At 72.5% G+C, this 15,046-nt stretch carries 13 protein-coding genes; 6 read left to right on the forward strand and 7 right to left on the reverse strand.

Annotated elements, in window-relative coordinates; translation table 11 throughout:
• Positions 1 to 34 precede the first annotated feature (34 nt).
• Genes SGA01_RS25965 through SGA01_RS25980 form a run of 4 tightly spaced genes read right to left on the reverse strand, consistent with a single transcriptional unit; the run spans position 35 to position 4,410 of the window.
• Positions 35 to 814, reverse strand: a complete 780-nt coding sequence (locus SGA01_RS25965) for a CDP-alcohol phosphatidyltransferase family protein (RefSeq protein WP_141298923.1) — start codon at positions 812 to 814, stop codon at positions 35 to 37.
• Complete coding sequence (locus SGA01_RS25970) at positions 792 to 1,853, reverse strand: iron-containing alcohol dehydrogenase family protein (protein ID WP_141298925.1); 1,062 nt, start codon at positions 1,851 to 1,853, stop codon at positions 792 to 794. The genes SGA01_RS25965 and SGA01_RS25970 overlap by 23 nt, the downstream gene beginning before the upstream one ends.
• A complete protein-coding gene (locus tag SGA01_RS25975; protein ID WP_141298927.1) occupies positions 1,841 to 2,593 on the reverse strand; it encodes a phosphocholine cytidylyltransferase family protein in 753 nt (250 codons plus the stop codon). Before SGA01_RS25975 ends, SGA01_RS25970 begins: the two co-directional genes overlap by 13 nt.
• Complete coding sequence (locus SGA01_RS25980; RefSeq protein WP_141298929.1) at positions 2,590 to 4,410, reverse strand: DUF5941 domain-containing protein; 1,821 nt, start codon at positions 4,408 to 4,410, stop codon at positions 2,590 to 2,592. Before SGA01_RS25980 ends, SGA01_RS25975 begins: the two co-directional genes overlap by 4 nt.
• A 412-nt stretch (positions 4,411 to 4,822) precedes the next feature.
• Between SGA01_RS25980 and SGA01_RS25985 the strand changes: the two genes are divergently transcribed.
• The 3 genes from SGA01_RS25985 to idi all read left to right on the forward strand — a co-directional run bounded on the left by SGA01_RS25985 (position 4,823) and on the right by idi (position 8,028).
• The gene (locus tag SGA01_RS25985; RefSeq protein WP_141298931.1) at positions 4,823 to 5,764 is read left to right on the forward strand and encodes a cation diffusion facilitator family transporter; all 942 of its coding nucleotides are present in this window, start codon (positions 4,823 to 4,825) and stop codon (positions 5,762 to 5,764) included.
• 198 nt (positions 5,765 to 5,962) lie between these two features.
• The gene (locus tag SGA01_RS25990) at positions 5,963 to 7,255 is read left to right on the forward strand and encodes a bifunctional class I SAM-dependent methyltransferase/N-acetyltransferase (protein WP_141298934.1); all 1,293 of its coding nucleotides are present in this window, start codon (positions 5,963 to 5,965) and stop codon (positions 7,253 to 7,255) included.
• Between the two features lie 152 nt (positions 7,256 to 7,407).
• Positions 7,408 to 8,028, forward strand: a complete 621-nt coding sequence (gene idi, locus SGA01_RS25995) for an isopentenyl-diphosphate Delta-isomerase (RefSeq protein ID WP_141298936.1) — start codon at positions 7,408 to 7,410, stop codon at positions 8,026 to 8,028.
• On the opposite strand, the gene SGA01_RS26000 is transcribed toward idi, so the two are convergent.
• Complete coding sequence (locus tag SGA01_RS26000; RefSeq protein WP_218037848.1) at positions 7,994 to 8,515, reverse strand: ATP-binding protein; 522 nt, start codon at positions 8,513 to 8,515, stop codon at positions 7,994 to 7,996. The genes idi and SGA01_RS26000 overlap by 35 nt on opposite strands.
• Before the next feature lie 317 nt (positions 8,516 to 8,832).
• Between SGA01_RS26000 and SGA01_RS26010 the strand changes: the two genes are divergently transcribed.
• Positions 8,833 to 9,576 (forward strand): enoyl-CoA hydratase/isomerase family protein, encoded by a 744-nt coding sequence (locus tag SGA01_RS26010; RefSeq protein WP_141298940.1) that lies wholly within the window; start codon positions 8,833 to 8,835, stop codon positions 9,574 to 9,576.
• Positions 9,577 to 9,592: 16 nt separating this feature from the next.
• Here SGA01_RS26010 and SGA01_RS26015 read toward each other — a convergent pair whose 3' ends face one another.
• Together SGA01_RS26015 and SGA01_RS26020 are read right to left on the reverse strand one after the other, a co-directional pair.
• Entirely contained in the window at positions 9,593 to 10,237 is a 645-nt protein-coding gene (locus SGA01_RS26015; RefSeq protein WP_141298942.1) for a DJ-1/PfpI family protein, read from the reverse strand.
• A gap of 68 nt (positions 10,238 to 10,305) precedes the next feature.
• Positions 10,306 to 11,277: a GlxA family transcriptional regulator gene (locus SGA01_RS26020; RefSeq protein ID WP_141298944.1), complete on the reverse strand. Its 972-nt coding sequence runs from the start codon at positions 11,275 to 11,277 to the stop codon at positions 10,306 to 10,308.
• A gap of 141 nt (positions 11,278 to 11,418) precedes the next feature.
• Between SGA01_RS26020 and SGA01_RS26025 the strand changes: the two genes are divergently transcribed.
• Both SGA01_RS26025 and SGA01_RS26030 read left to right on the forward strand, forming a co-directional pair.
• The gene (locus SGA01_RS26025) at positions 11,419 to 12,288 is read left to right on the forward strand and encodes an SCO6745 family protein (protein ID WP_141298946.1); all 870 of its coding nucleotides are present in this window, start codon (positions 11,419 to 11,421) and stop codon (positions 12,286 to 12,288) included.
• Positions 12,289 to 12,570: 282 nt separating this feature from the next.
• Complete coding sequence (locus tag SGA01_RS26030) at positions 12,571 to 14,997, forward strand: Tex family protein (protein ID WP_141298947.1); 2,427 nt, start codon at positions 12,571 to 12,573, stop codon at positions 14,995 to 14,997.
• The last annotated feature ends 49 nt before the right edge of the window (positions 14,998 to 15,046 follow it).

Here is a 15,046-nt window from a genome sequence, read left to right on the forward strand (position 1 = left end):
GCTCCCACCTTGAGCGGAGAACTCACGGCCGGCCTCACTTCAGCCTGCTGGAGACCAGGATCGACACCAGGTGCAGCACGGTCTGGAGCAGCGCGATGCCGCAGAGGACGGCGACACCGAGCCGGGAGAAGAAGAGGTCGCCCCGGATCTGATCCGCGATCGCGAGGACCAGGATCAGGAGGGAGGCCTCGATCCCCAGGATCAGCCGGTGGAACTTGAGCGCGGCGGCGGCCTTGCGGGCCAGCGCCATGCCGGAGGAGCGCGGCTCGGAGGCCGACTCCTTGACCGGCGGGAGTCCGCCCTGGTGCCGGGCGACGCCGACGAGGTCGGTCTCCGCCTTGATCAGGATCGCGCCGAGGGCGGCCAGGGTGCCCAGGAAGGCCCACAGCCAGTCGATGCGGCCCGAGCCCCACAGGTCGGCGGCGCGCAGGCCGAAGCCGACGAGGACCGCCGCGTCGCACAGGTACGCGCCGACCCGGTCCAGCCAGACGCCCTGCAGCGAGAACTGCTGCTTCCAGCGGGCCACCTCGCCGTCGACGCAGTCGAGCAGCAGGTAGAGCTGGACCATCAGGACGCCGAGGACGGCGCCCGCGATGCCCGGCACGAGGAGGGCCGGGGCGGCGAGCACGCCGAAGACGGTCATCAGGTAGGTCAGCTGGTTGGGCGTGACCTTCGTGGCCACGAGCCGCCGGGTGATCCGCAGCGAGATCTCCCGCATGTACAGGCGGCCACCCCAGTGCTCACCGCTCCGCCGGTCCTTCACACCCGGAGGGTGGACGACCGGGCGGAGCTCAGCTACCGATGGCTTTTGCATAGTCGGCGTACGCGTCCCTGATCTCGTCGTCGGACAGGTCGAGGTGTTCCAGGATGGTGAAGCGGCCCGGCCGGGTCTGCGGGGCGAAGGACACCGCCTGGACGAACTCGTCCACGGTGAAGCCCATCTCCTCCGGCAGCACGGGCAGCCCGTGCCGGCGCAGGGTCTCGACCATCTGGGCGGTGCCCTCGTGGGCGCCGCGCAGGTGCATGGCGAAGGCCGCGCCGAGACCGCACTGCTCGCCGTGGCTCGCGGCCCGCGTCGGGAAGAGCAGGTCGAAGGCGTGGCTGATCTCGTGGCAGGCGCCCGAGGAGGGACGGCTGTCCCCGCTGATCGACATGGCGATGCCGGACATCACCAGGCCCTCGGAGAGCGTGACGAGGAAGTCGTCGTCGCCGACCCCGCCGGGGTGGCGGAGCACAGCCTCGCCGGCGCTGCGGGCCATGGCGGCCGCGAGGCCGTCGACGGGCTCCCCGTTCACCTGGTGGGACAGCTCCCAGTCGGCGAGGGCGGAGATGTTGGAGATCGCGTCGCCGATGCCGGAGCGCACGAAGCGGATCGGCGCGTCCCGGATCACGTCCAGGTCGATGACGAGGGCGATCGGGGTGGGCACACCGTACGAACCCCGGCCGTTGTCGTTGTCCAGGGTCGAGATCGGGGAGCAGATCCCGTCGTGCGACAGGTTGGTGGCGATGGCCACCAACGGCAGGCCCACACGGGCCGCCGCGTACTTCGTCACGTCGATGATCTTGCCGCCGCCGAGGGCGACCACGGCGTCGTACCGCTTGCCGCGCATGGCGTCGGCGAGCTTCACGGCCTCGTCGATGGTGCCGCCGGAGACCGGGTACCAGTCCGCGCCCGGCAGCTCGGGCGCGAACCGGTCACGCAGCTTCAGGCCCGAGCCGCCGCTGATGGCCACGGCGATCTTGCCGTTGCTGGAGATCCGCTGGTCCGCGAGGAGCGCGGACAGGTCGTCCAGCGCTCCTCGGCGGATGTCGACGACGACCGGCGACGGGATCAGCCGGGTCAGTACTGGCACGCGATCTCACGGCCCTTCGCGAGGTCGTCGTGGTTGTCGATCTCGACCCACTTGACGTCGCCGATGGGCTCGACGTCGACGGTGAAGCCGCGGTTGACGAGCTCCTGGTAGCCGTCCTCGTAGTAGAGGTCGGGGTCGCGCTCGAAGGTGGCCTTGAGGGCGTCGGCGAGCTCCTCGGCCGCTTCGGCCTCGATGAGGGTGACACCGATGTACTCGCCGGTGGCGGTGGCCGGGTCCATGAGCTTGGTGATGCGCTGGACGCCCTTGCCCTCCTCGACGATGACCTTCATCTCCTCGTCGGCGAGCTTCTTCACCGTGTCGAGGGCGAGGATGATCTTCTGGCCCTTGCCGCGGGCGGCGAGGAGGGTCTTCTCGACGGAGACCGGGTGGACGGTGTCGCCGTTGGCGAGGATCACACCGCGCTTGAGGACCTCACGGGCGCACCACAGGGAGTAGGCGTTGTTCCACTCCTCGGCCTTGTCGTTGTCGACGAGGGTGATCTTGAGGCCGTACTTGGCCTCCAGCGCGTCCTTGCGGTCGTAGACGGCCTCCTTGCGGTAGCCGACGACGATCGCGACCTCGGTGAGGCCGATCTCGGCGAAGTTCTTCAGCGTCCCGTCGAGGATGGTCAGCTCGTTCTCGGTGCCCTCGCCGGACACGGGCACGAGGGCCTTCGGAAGCGTCTCGGTGTAGGGGCGCAGACGGCGTCCGGCACCGGCTGCCAGTACGAGGCCGATCATGCTGTTTCTCCTTCGTCGTGAACGGCGGGTGCTCCGGAGGAGACCCAGAAACGGATGGACTCCACGAGCACCACGAGCGCGACGGCGACCGCGAGGGCGGTCAGTGCCAGGGTGAAGTCGTCACCGCGGTCCGCCAGGAGGGCGGCGAGAGCGACCACCAGGAGCGTGCGCCCCTCGTGTCCGCCGGTGACGCGCACCAGCCACGCGGGCGGCGCGCCGGTGCCACCGCGTATGCGGTAGACCGTGTCGTAGTGATGGTAGGCGACCGCCGCGACCAGGCCGAACGCCGCCGGGAGGGCGTGCGCGGAGTCGGAGCGGGCGGCGAGCACGAGAACGGTGGTGTACTCGGCGGCGCGGAAGAGCGGGGGCACGAGCCAGTCGAGGGCGCCCTTGAGGGGGCGGGCGACGGCCGCGCCGGCGAGGACCGCGTAGCCGAGGGCGGCGATCACGGTCTGCCGGTCGCCGAACGGCCGGTCGAGCACGGCGAAGAGCAGCCCGCCGGTCGCGACGGCGGCGAAGACGACCCCGGCGCCCCGGGCGCCCGGACGGCCGAGGACGCGGGCCACCAGGCTCGCCACCGGGCCGGAGTCGGCGAGGTCCGCCAGCGCCTGCGCGGCCCGGTCGGTCCTCTTCGCCTTACGGATCACGGAGCGCAGGACGCGGCCCGCGGTGGTGTAGCAGGCGGCGAACGCGCAGCCGACGAGCAGCGCCCAGAAGACGATCCGGGGACTGGTGGCGGCGGTGAGGACGGCGATCATCGCCCAGCGCTCACCGATCGGCAGGATGATTATGCGGCGGGCCCAGACGGTCCAGCCGACGCTGTCGAGCCGGCCGGAGAGCGCGGCGGTGGCGCTCTTGCCCGCCGTGGCGTCGTAGGTGGCCTCGTAGAAGGCGAAGTCCACGACGTGCCGGCAGGTCATGAGGACCATGGCGCCGAGCGCGAGGGCCCAGACGTCGTCGCCGTTGCGGGCGGCGCCGAGGGCGAGGCCCGCGTAGAAGGCGTACTCCTTGGCGCGGTCGAAGGTCGCGTCGAGCCAGGCGCCCAGCGTCGAGTACTGCAGCGAGTAGCGGGCGAGCTGCCCGTCGGTGCAGTCGAGGACGAAGGAGACGAGGAGGAGGACGCCGGCGGCGATGTAGCCGCCGCGCTCGCCGGTCGCCGCGCAGCCGGCCGCGATCAGCGCGGTGAGCAGCGAGGCGGTGGTGACCTGGTTGGGGGTCAGGCCGCGGCGCGCGCACCAGCGGGCGATGTAGCGCGAGTACGGGCTGATGCAGAAGGTGGTGAAGAAGCCGTCCTGGGCCTTGACGGCCGAGCGGAGGCGTACGGCCTCCTCGTCGACCGCCTCGACGGCGGCGCGCGCCTCGCGGCGGGCCTCGGCGTCGGAGGGCACGGTGGCGACGAGGGTGCCGAGCTGGGGCCGGTGCACGGCGACGCCCTCGGCGTCGAGGGCCTCGGCGAGGGTGCCGGTCAGGTCGTCGGCGGGGCCCTCGGAGCCGGAGGCCCCGGCGGGCACGGTCACGGCCGTCGCGGCGGCCAGCGCTCGGCTGAGCGCGGGGCGGGCCTCGCTCTGCGCGGTGAGCGCGCCGGGCACGGCCTCGGCCGGGAACCGGGGGTCGGTGAGGGCGAGGCGCAGGGCGTGGAGGTGACCGACGAACCGGGGGTCGACGAGCGCGACGCGCTCGCCCGCCGGAACGGATGCCAGCAGGGTGCCGGTCTCCTCGGTGCCGCTGGCGATCCGGACGTCGAAGCCGAGCGACCGCAGATCAGCGTCGAGCGAGGATCCGGGTGCCGGCGGGCCGGTGAGGATGGCGGTCGACAGACGAACTCACTCCTTGGAGCTGACGAGGGGCCTGCGGGCCGTGGCGGCCCGGGGCGCGGCGGTGCGGCCCGGCGCCGGGCGGCGGCACGTCGGCTGAGGCTATCGGATGAACGGAGCGTGAGTTCACCGAGGCTTCGCGGGCAGGACTCCCCCGGGCCCACCCGCGGCCTCACGGGTACGAGAGGCCCTGGGGAGATCGGCCCGGACGAGTGGTGGTCCGGCCTGGGGGTCCCTGGCGGCGCCCGCCGTGCGGGGCCCCTGCCGACCAGTTCTCGCCATGGCCGGTCCTGACGGCATCATCGCAGGTCAGAGCATATGACAACGGTGTTCAGTACCGTGTTGCACATACCCCCCACCCGTAGTTCACTTGCCGTCTGGGGCAGACGGAACGACTCGATCGGGAGGCCATCTCATGGGGGCTGGACACGACCACGGACACAGCCACGGCGGAGCCCCTCCCACGGGCACCGCGGGGGCCGCGTACAAGAACCGGCTGCGGATCGCGCTCGGCATCACGCTCTCCGTGATGGTGATCGAGATCATCGGCGGTGTGGTCGCCGACTCGCTCGCGCTGATCGCCGACGCGGCCCACATGGCGACGGACGCCGTCGGCCTCGCGATGGCGCTGCTCGCGATCCACTTCGCCAACCGGCCGCCGAGCGGGAACCGCACCTTCGGTTTCGCCCGGGCCGAGATCCTGGCGGCGCTGGCCAACTGTCTGCTGCTGCTCGTCGTCGGCGGATACGTGCTGTACGAGGCGATCCAGCGCTTCATGGAGCCGGCCGAGACCAAGGGCGGCCTGACCATCGCCTTCGCCGTGGTCGGCCTGGTGGCGAACATGATCTCCCTCTCGCTGCTCGCACGCGGCCAGAAGGACAGCCTCAACGTACGCGGGGCGTATCTGGAGGTGCTCGCGGACGCCCTCGGCTCCGTGACGGTGATCGTCGCGGCCGGCATCATCCTGGCCACGGGCTGGCAGTACGCCGACCCGATCGCCTCGATCGTGATCGGCCTGATGATCGTGCCCCGCACGATCAAGCTGTTGCGCGAGACGCTGGACGTCCTCCTGGAGGCGGCGCCCAAGGGCGTCGACATGGCGGAGGTACGGGCCCACATCCTGGCCCTGCCGGGCGTCGAGGACGTCCACGACCTGCACGCCTGGACGATCACCTCGGGGATGCCGGTGCTCTCCGCCCACGTGGTGGTGGACCAGGGCGCGCTGGACTCGGTCGGGCACGAGAAGATGCTGCACGACCTCCAGGGATGCCTGGGCTCCCACTTCGACGTGGAGCACTGCACCTTCCAGCTGGAGCCGGCCGGCCATGCGCAGCACGAGGCGAAGCTCTGCCTCTGAGACACCCGGCCTGTTAGTCTCCTCGTACGTACACGTGTGGAGAGGAGCTGAGGTTGATGACCGTCGCGATGGAGGCTGCCCAGTGCGGCAGCGCCCGGTCCAGCTTCAGCTTCCGGGTCACCGGCTGACCTGATCCCGGTTTTCCCACCGGTACGTCACGTCGTCGGCCGGGGCCCTCTCACACAAGGGTTTCCCACGTTGTCCGACAACGCATTGCACGACTCCTTCTTCGCCCTGCACCACGGTCTTCCGCGGCAGGGCCCGGGCTCCGACTCCACCACCCGTCGGCTCCTCGCGCTCGCGGGGCAGCTGCCGGAGCGTCCGCGTGTGCTCGACCTGGGCTGCGGTCCGGGGCGTTCCGCGCTGCTCCTGGCCGCCGAGGCGAACGCCGAGGTGACCGCCGTCGACACCCACGAGCCGTTCCTCGCCGAACTGCGGCAGACCGCGGCCGCGCGCGGGCTCGACGGCTCGATCCGCACCCTCCGCGCCGACATGGGCGCACTGCCTTTCCCCGACGGCTCCTTCGACCTGGTCTGGGCCGAGAGCTCGGTCTTCGTGCTCGGCTTCGACCGGGCCCTGGCCGAGTGGCGCAGGCTGCTCGCGCCCGGCGGCACGCTCGTGCTGACCGAGTGCGTGTGGACCACCGAGGAGCCGGGCCCGGTGGCCCGGGCCTTCTGGGAGGACCACTACACGCTCCGTACCGTCGCCGGGAACGCGGCGGCGGCGGTCGAGGCCGGCTACCACGTCCTCGGGACCGTCCCGCAGCCGCAGAGCGACTGGGACGAGTACTACGTCCCGCTCGCCGAGCACGCCGACGCGGCCGACACCACCGTGCCCGGCATGGCGGAGGCCGTGGCCGGGGCGCGCGCCGAGATCGCGCTGCGACGCGAGCACGGCTCCGACTACGGCTACGCCGGTTTCGTCCTGAAGCCGGCCGATCCGCGCTGGGGGTCCCCCCACGCCCCCGGGCGTAGGGGGAGGGTCCGCGAGGAGTCCGCCGAGGACGCCCCGAGGGTGTGGCGGGTCGTCTCCACGGCCTTCGGGTCGGTGGAGGCACCGTCGGAGACGGAGGCCGATCTGGTCGACAACCTGCGGCTGGACGCCGAAGCCTGGCTGCCCGGTCTGTCGTACGTGGCGGAGGCCCCGGACGGCACGATCGCGGCGCACGCCCTGATCACCCGCTGCCGGGTGAACGGCGCCCCCGCTGCGGCGCTCGCGCCGGTCTCGGTGGCTCCCGAGTACCAGCGGACGGGGGCCGGACAGGCCGTCGTCCGGGCAGTGCTCGACGCGGCCCGGCTCCGGGGAGAGCCCCTCGTCCTCGTCATGGGGCATCCGGAGTACTACCCACGGTTCGGGTTCGTACGGGCGTCCGAGTATGGAATCAAGCCAGGTTTCGAGGTTCCGGACGAGGTCATGATGGCGCTCGTGCTGGACGCCGCCGCACCCGTCCCCTCGGGCACGCTCGTCTATCCGGCGGCTTTCGGGGTCTGACGGCCTCCTGAAGGTCCCTCCGCTCCCACCACACCGGTGTACTCCGGTGCGGTGGGAGCGGCGACGTCCGGCCGACGAAGTGCGGACAAGCCGCTTTTGTACGGCAGACTGGGGTGGCCCCACCGGGCCGAGGACCGAAGCGAAGGACGGGTATGCCGACCACACCAGCCACAGTGGCTCAGATCTCGCCGGAGATCACGTCGAACGGTGTCCAGCCGTCCGGAGCCCCGGCGCCGATCATGCTCGAACTGGTCGACGAGAACGGGACGACCATCGGCACGGCGGAGAAGCTCGCCGCCCACCAGGCGCCGGGTCAGCTGCACCGCGCCTTCTCGGTCTTCCTCTTCGACGAGTCCGGCCGGCTGCTGCTCCAGCGCCGGGCGCTCGGCAAGTACCACTCCCCCGGTGTCTGGTCGAACACCTGCTGCGGCCACCCCTACCCGGGCGAGGCGCCGTTCGCGGCGGCCGCCCGGCGGACCTTCGAGGAGCTCGGCGTCTCGCCGACGCTGCTCGCCGAGGCGGGCACCGTCCGCTACAACCACCCGGACCCGGCTTCGGGCCTGGTGGAGCAGGAGTTCAACCACCTCTTCGTCGGCCTGGTGCAGGCCGAGCCGAAGCCGGACCCGGAGGAGATCGAGGACACCGCCTTCGTGACCGCCGCCGAGCTGGCCGAGCGGCACGCCGCCGCGCCGTTCTCCGCCTGGTTCATGACGGTGCTCGACGCGGCGCGTCCCGCCGTCAGGGAGCTGACGGGTCCGTCCGGGGGCTGGTGACCATCGGCACGTGAGGTGTGCCCCCCGGCCCCGGTGCCATCGGGGCCAGGGGCAGCGCCGCCCAGATGATCTTGCCGCCGCTCGCCGTGTGCTCCACGTCGCAGGCTCCGCCGGCTTCCTGGGCGACCTCCCGGACCAGGAGCAGTCCGCGGCCCCCGGTCTGCCCGTAGTCCGCCTCCAGCGCCTTGGGGCGGTACGGGTGGTTGTCCTCGACCGACACCCGGATCCACTCGGGGCCGATCGCGACCTCCACCGCTATCTCCGGCGACAGCAGCGCCGCGTGCCGCACGGCGTTGGTGACCAGCTCGGAGACGATCAGCAGCAGGCCGTCCATGATCTCGTCGTGGACGGGGACTCGCTGGCGGACCAACAGGTCGCGTACGGCGTGCCGGGCCTGCGGGACGGAGACGTCGACCGCGGGTGCGGTGAAGCGCCAGACTCCTTCGTAGGACGGTGACCGGGTGGGTACACCCCCGTGGGTGTCCACGGTCCGGTTCCCACCCTCGTGCTCGATTCTCGCCACGGATCGAGTCTTGGCAATGCGCGCGGGCAGACCGGCCTACTGACCAGAAGTCGACACTTATCGGCCACCTTCTGATCGGGTGGGTATGCCAACGTCAGTTGTTCGACTGATCGTGTCCGCTTTCTGAAGGCCCCGGATCCGATGGCTCCGGCGCGGTGCCCGGTACCTCTGCCGGCGGCGTCACCATACCGACGATCCGCCTGCCGCCGACGCCGATCGCGATCAGACGGGGCGGCCCCTTCCTGATCGTACGTTCGGGTACGGCGGATAGCATCCGGCCCATGGAGCCGCAGCTGAAGGACAGCGTCACGGACGGGATCGCCACCGTCGTCATCGCCAACCCCGCCAAGCGCAACGCGATGAGCGCCGCCATGTGGCGCGCGCTGCCCGGCGTGCTGGACCGGTTGGCCGCCGACCGCGCGGTGCGGGCCCTGGTCCTGACCGGCGAGGGCGACACGTTCTGCGCCGGGGCGGACATCTCGACCCTGCGGGAGCCCGGTGACGAGCAGCAGAGCCTCGCCGTACGGGCCGAGGAGGCCCTCGCGGCCTTCCCGAAGCCGACGCTCGCGGCCGTCCGGGGCTTCTGCGTCGGGGGCGGCAGCCAGCTCGCCGCCGCCTGCGATCTGCGCTTCGCCGAGGAGGGCGCCCGCTTCGGGATCACCCCCTCGAAGCTCGGCATCGTCTACCCGTCCTCGTCGACCCGCAGGCTGACCGCCCTCGTGGGCCCCTCCACCGCCAAGTACCTGCTGTTCTCCGGTGAGTTGATGGACACCGAGCGGGCGCTGCGGACCGGGTTCGTGGACGAGGTCCACCCGGCGGGCGAACTGGACAAGCGGGTGGCCGAGTTCGCCCGGGTCCTCGTGTCCCGCTCGCTGCTGACCCAGGCCGCCGCCAAGGAGTTCGCCGACGGGCGGGCCGACCGGGACGCCCACTGGGCGGAGCAGGCACGCGGCAGCGGCGACACCGCGGAGGGGGTCGCCGCCTTCCTGGAGCGCCGCGCGCCCCGCTTCACGTACGGGGTCTGAGTACGGGGTCGGGGCCTCAGCCCTCCTTGACGAGGTCCCTGGTGTCCGTGCCCCGCCAGTGCGCGACGATCGCCGCCGGGGCCTTCTCCGGGGAGCCCGCGTCGTAGGGCGGCTGGGGGTCGTACTCGGTGAGCAGCTGGATCGTCTGGGCGACCTCGTCGCCGGCGATCCGGCCGAGCAGGTGCAGCGCCATGTCGATGCCGGAGGAGACCCCGGCGGCCGTGACGTACTTGCCGTCGAAGACGACCCGCTCGCCGGTCGGCTCGACGCCCTGGGCGCGCAGTTCGTCGAAGGCGAGCCAGTGGGTGGTCGCCCGGCGGTCCTGGAGCAGGCCGGCCGCGGCGAGGATCAGCGAGCCGGTGCACACCGAGGTGGTCCAGGTGCTGGTGGCGTCGGCCGCGCGCAGCCAGTCCAGGGTCTCCGGGTCGTGCATGGCCACACGCGCGTCGGGTCCGCCGGGGACCAGCACGATGTCCGGGCTCGGGACCTCGGCGAGGCTCTTGTCGGCTACGAGGGCCAGGCTGCCCTGGTCGTTGCGGACCGGCCCGGCCTCCTTGGCCACGAAGACGGTCTCGGCGCCGGGGAGACGGGCGAGGAGCTCGTACGGCCCGACGGCGTCGAGGGTGGTGAAGCGGTCGTAGAGCAGGATGGCGATCTGCACGGTGGTTCCTTTCGGTGACTCGGACGGCTTGGGCGGCTCGTGTCGGTCGTGTCGGTCGTGTTCGTCGGTCAGGTGGCAGGTACGTGGAAGCGGCGGCGGTACTCCGCCGGGGCGGTGCCGAGCGCCTTGACGAAGGCCCGGCGCATCGCCTCGGGGGTGCCGTAGCCGGAGGTGCGGGAGACCTCCTCGACGCCGCGCGAGGTCTCCTCCAGGAGGCGGCGGGCGTGTTCGAGCCGGACCAGGTCGACGTAGCGGCCCGGCGTCGTGCCGGTCTCGGCCTGGAAGGCGCGGGCGAAGTGGCGGGGCGAGAGGCGGGCGCGGGCGGCGAGGGCCTCGACGGAGAGGTCGCCGCCGGGATGCTCGGTGATCCACTGCTGGAGGTCGCGCAGCGGCTCACGGTGGGCCGTCTGCGCGGACAGCTGGACGCTGAACTGGGCCTGGTTGCCCGGGCGGCGCAGGAAGACGACCAGGTGGCGGGCGACGGTGAGGGCGACGTCCCGGCCGAGGTCCTCCTCGACGAGGGCGAGCGCGAGGTCGATGCCGGCGGTGACACCTGCGGAGGTGGAGAGGCGGCCGTCCCGGACGAAGATGGGGTCCGGTTCGACGTCGACCTCGGGGTAGTGGCGGGCGAGGTGGTCGCAGGCGATCCAGTGGGTCGTCGCCCGGTGCCCGTCGAGGAGCCCGGCCTCGGCGAGGAGCAGCGCCCCGGTGCAGACGGAGACCAGGCGTCCGGCGCGCGGGGCGTGGGTGCGCAGCCAGTCGAGGAGGGCCGGGGCGGGCTCCCGGGTGCCCTCGCCGCCGGGGACGACGAGGGTGTGCGGCGGACCCTCGGCGACCGCCTCTTCGAGGGTGGTGTCGGGGAGCAGCCGCAGCCCGCTGTGGGTGCGGACCGGGCCGCCGTCCAGGGAGGCGGTCCTGATGAGGTACGCGTCCGGGTCGCCGGCGGCGCGGGCGGCACCGGCGAACACCTCGAAGGGACCGGTGACGTCGAGGCTCTGCACGCCGTCGAAGAGGACGACGAGAACGGATCGCTGCGTCATGCCTCCATCCTTGGCGGCCCCCGCGATGTCCGCAACGACGCGCACCCCACCTTTCCTGCCATGGGCGGGAGGGACCGCGTCGCCGGTCCCCGGAGCGCCCGACTGTTCCCGTCGTACCGACCAGTCGGTAACCTTCTGTCCATGACGACGACTGCCCTGCCGCCGCGCGCCGGCCGCCGCTGCCACAACGCCCTCAACCCGCTGCACTCCACGCTCTACTTCTCGCCCGACCTGGACCGCGAGTTCGGCGCCCTCGGCTTCACCGACCAGAGCGCGATGCGGCTCGCCGCGCGCAGCGCCGCCCTCGGCGCGGTGGGCGCGGGCACGGTCGCCGCGACCTTCTACAACTACAACCACGAGCTGCTCTCCCGGCACCTCCCGGCCGTCTGGGACATCGCCTCCCCCGCCGACGTCCTGGCCGCGCGGCTGCGTACCGTCGACGCGACCCTGCGCCGGCTCCTGGGCGAGGACACCGTCTCCTCCCCGGAGATGGCCGAGGCCGCGATGCTCGCCCTGCGCGCCACGGAGGCCTGCACCCGGCACGCCCGGCCGCTCTACTCGGCCCACGCGGACCTGCCGGTGCCGGAGGCCCCGCACCTCGCCTACTGGTACGCCGCCACCCTGCTGCGCGAGCACCGGGGCGACGGGCACCTCGCGGCGCTGCTCACCGTCGGGCTCGACCCCGTCGAGGCCCTCGTCTCGCACACCGCCACCGGCAAGGGCATGGCTCCGCGCTGGGTGCTCGGCTCGCGCGGCTGGAAGCGTGCCGACTGGGAGGCGGCGACGGAGCGGCTGCGCGGGCGGGGCCTCCTCGACGCCGAGGGCGAGCTCACCGAGGCGGGCACGGCGCTCCGAGACGAGCTGGAGGAGCGGACCGACCTGCTGGACTCCGCCCCGTACGAGCACCTCGGCGCGACCGGGGTCGAGCGGCTCACCGAGCTGGGGCGCGGCTTCCTCGTGACGGCGGCGGTCGCCGGCGCCTTCCCCGCGGACCTGGTCGGCAAGGGCTGACAAACGCCCGACGAGGGCGCGGGGACGCGCGCGGGACGGGTCGGTTGCCGCATCCGGGTGACCGACCCGGCACAATGCACGGGGGTGTCTCGCCGATCAGGCCGGATCAGGGAGCGGCGTCTGGTGCGGTGCATCGCAAGGCGCCGGAGGGGTCCCCATAGCGGAGCTATGGGGGCGCTTCGGCAACGCGGCGAGGTGCCGTGCCAGGCGTCGCGAGCCCGGCCTGATCGGCGAGACACCCCCCTAGCAAGCTTGAGGCACGAGAAGGCGAGTCGGGACACCGTGACGACGTCCATCGAAGCAAGGATCGCCGAGGAACTCGGCGTACGCGAGCGACAGGTGAAGGCGGCCGTCGAGCTGCTCGACGGCGGTTCGACCGTGCCGTTCATCGCGCGCTACCGCAAGGAAGCGACCGAGATGCTCGACGACGCGCAGCTCCGCACCCTGGAGGAGCGGCTGCGCTATCTGCGCGAGCTGGAGGACCGCCGGGCGGCGATCCTCGACTCGGTACGCGAGCAGGGCAAGCTGACGGAGGAGCTCGAGGCCCGGATCCGGGCCGCCGACACCAAAGCGCGCCTGGAGGACATCTACCTGCCCTTCAAGCCGAAGCGCAGGACGAAGGCCCAGATCGCCCGCGAGGCCGGTCTGACGCCCCTCGCGGAGGGGCTGCTCAGCGACCCCTCGGTGGAGCCGACGGCCGCCGCGGCCGCCTTCGTGGACGCCGACAAGGGCGTCGCGGACGCCGGCGCCGCCCTGGAGGGCGCGCGGGCGATCCTCACCGAGAAGTTCTCCGAGGACGCCGACCTCATCGGCGAACTGCGCGAGCGCATGTGGGGCCGGGGCCGGCTGGCCGCCAAGGTCCGCGAGGGCCAGGAGGAGGCGGGGTCGAAGTTCGCCGACTACTTCGACTTCGCCGAGCCGTTCACCGCGCTGCCCTCGCACCGGGTGCTCGCCATGCTGCGCGGCGAGAAGGAGGACGTGCTCAGCCTGGACCTCGAACCGGAGGAGCCGTCCGAGACGCCCGGCCCGTCCTCGTACGAGGGGATCGTCGCGCACCGCTTCGGCGTGGCCGACCGGGGGCGCCCCGGCGACAAGTGGCTCCAGGACACGGTCCGCTGGGCCTGGCGGACCCGCATCCTGGTCCACCTCGGGATCGACCTGCGGCTGCGGCTGCGGACGGCCGCCGAGGACGAGGCGGTCCGGGTCTTCGCGGCCAACCTGCGCGACCTGCTGCTCGCCGCACCGGCCGGCACCCGGGCGACGCTCGGCCTCGACCCCGGTTTCCGTACGGGCGTGAAGGTCGCCGTCGTCGACGCGACCGGCAAGGTCGTGGCCACCGACACGATCTACCCGCACGTCCCCGCCAACAAGTGGGACCAGGCGCTCGACAGGTTGGCGCGCCTCGCGAAGCAGCACGCGGTCGAGCTGGTCGCGATCGGCAACGGCACGGCCTCCCGGGAGACCGACAAGCTCGCGGCCGAACTCCTCGCCAAGCACCCCGAGTTGAACCTGACGAAGGTGATGGTCTCGGAGGCCGGCGCCTCGGTCTACTCGGCCTCCGCCTTCGCCTCGCAGGAACTCCCCGACCTCGACGTGTCGTTGCGCGGCGCCGTGTCGATCGCGCGGCGGCTCCAGGACCCGCTGGCGGAGCTCGTGAAGATCGACCCGAAGTCGATCGGCGTCGGCCAGTACCAGCACGACCTGGCCGAGGTGAAGCTCTCGCGCTCGCTGGACGCCGTGGTCGAGGACTGTGTGAACGGCGTCGGCGTCGACGTCAACACCGCCTCCACGCCGCTGCTTTCACGGGTCTCCGGCATCAGCTCCGGTCTCGCGGAGAACATCGTCGCGCACCGGGACGCCAACGGCCCCTTCCGCTCCCGCAAGGCGCTGAAGGACGTGGCCCGGCTCGGCCCGAAGGCGTACGAGCAGTGCGCGGGCTTCCTGCGGATCCGGGGCGGTGACGACCCGCTCGACTCCTCGTCCGTGCACCCGGAGGCCTACCCGGTGGTGCGCCGGATGGCGAAGTCCACGGGCGGCCAGGTCGCGGCGCTGATCGGTGACACGGGCACCCTGCGCTCGCTGCGCGCCGGCGACTTCGTCGACGAGACCTTCGGTCTCCCGACGGTGACGGACATCCTGCGCGAACTGGAGAAGCCCGGCCGCGACCCGCGCCCGGCGTTCAAGACGGCCACCTTCAAGGAGGGCGTCGAGAAGATCGGCGACCTGGCCTCGGGGATGATCCTGGAGGGGGTCGTCACGAACGTGGCCGCCTTCGGGGCGTTCGTCGACATCGGTGTGCACCAGGACGGTCTGGTGCACGTGTCGGCGATGTCGAGGACCTTCGTCAAGGACCCGCGCGATGTCGTGAAGCCCGGTGACGTGGTCAAGGTCAAGGTCATGGACGTCGACATCCCGCGCAAGCGGATCTCGCTGACCCTGCGCCTGGACGACGAGGCGGGCGCGGACGCGCAGGGCGGCGCGCCCAAGCGTGGCGAGCGGGGCGGCGACCGCGCCGACCGGGGTGGCCGTCCGCCGCAGCAGCGGCAGGGCGGAGGGGCCGGTGGCGGTGGTGGCCGCCGGAGCGAGCGCGGCGGCCGGGACGACAGGGGCGGTCGCGACCGCTCGTCGGCCCCGGCGCCGGGCAACAGCGCGATGGCGGACGCCCTGCGCAAGGCCGGTCTCCTGGGCGAGGGCGGCAAGCGCAAGTAGGCATCGGCCCTGAGTGCACGACGAGGCCGCGACCCCATCGGGTCGCGAC

The organism is Streptomyces gardneri, from assembly GCF_006539185.1.
In the GTDB taxonomy this organism is placed as follows: domain Bacteria; phylum Actinomycetota; class Actinomycetes; order Streptomycetales; family Streptomycetaceae; genus Streptomyces; species Streptomyces gardneri.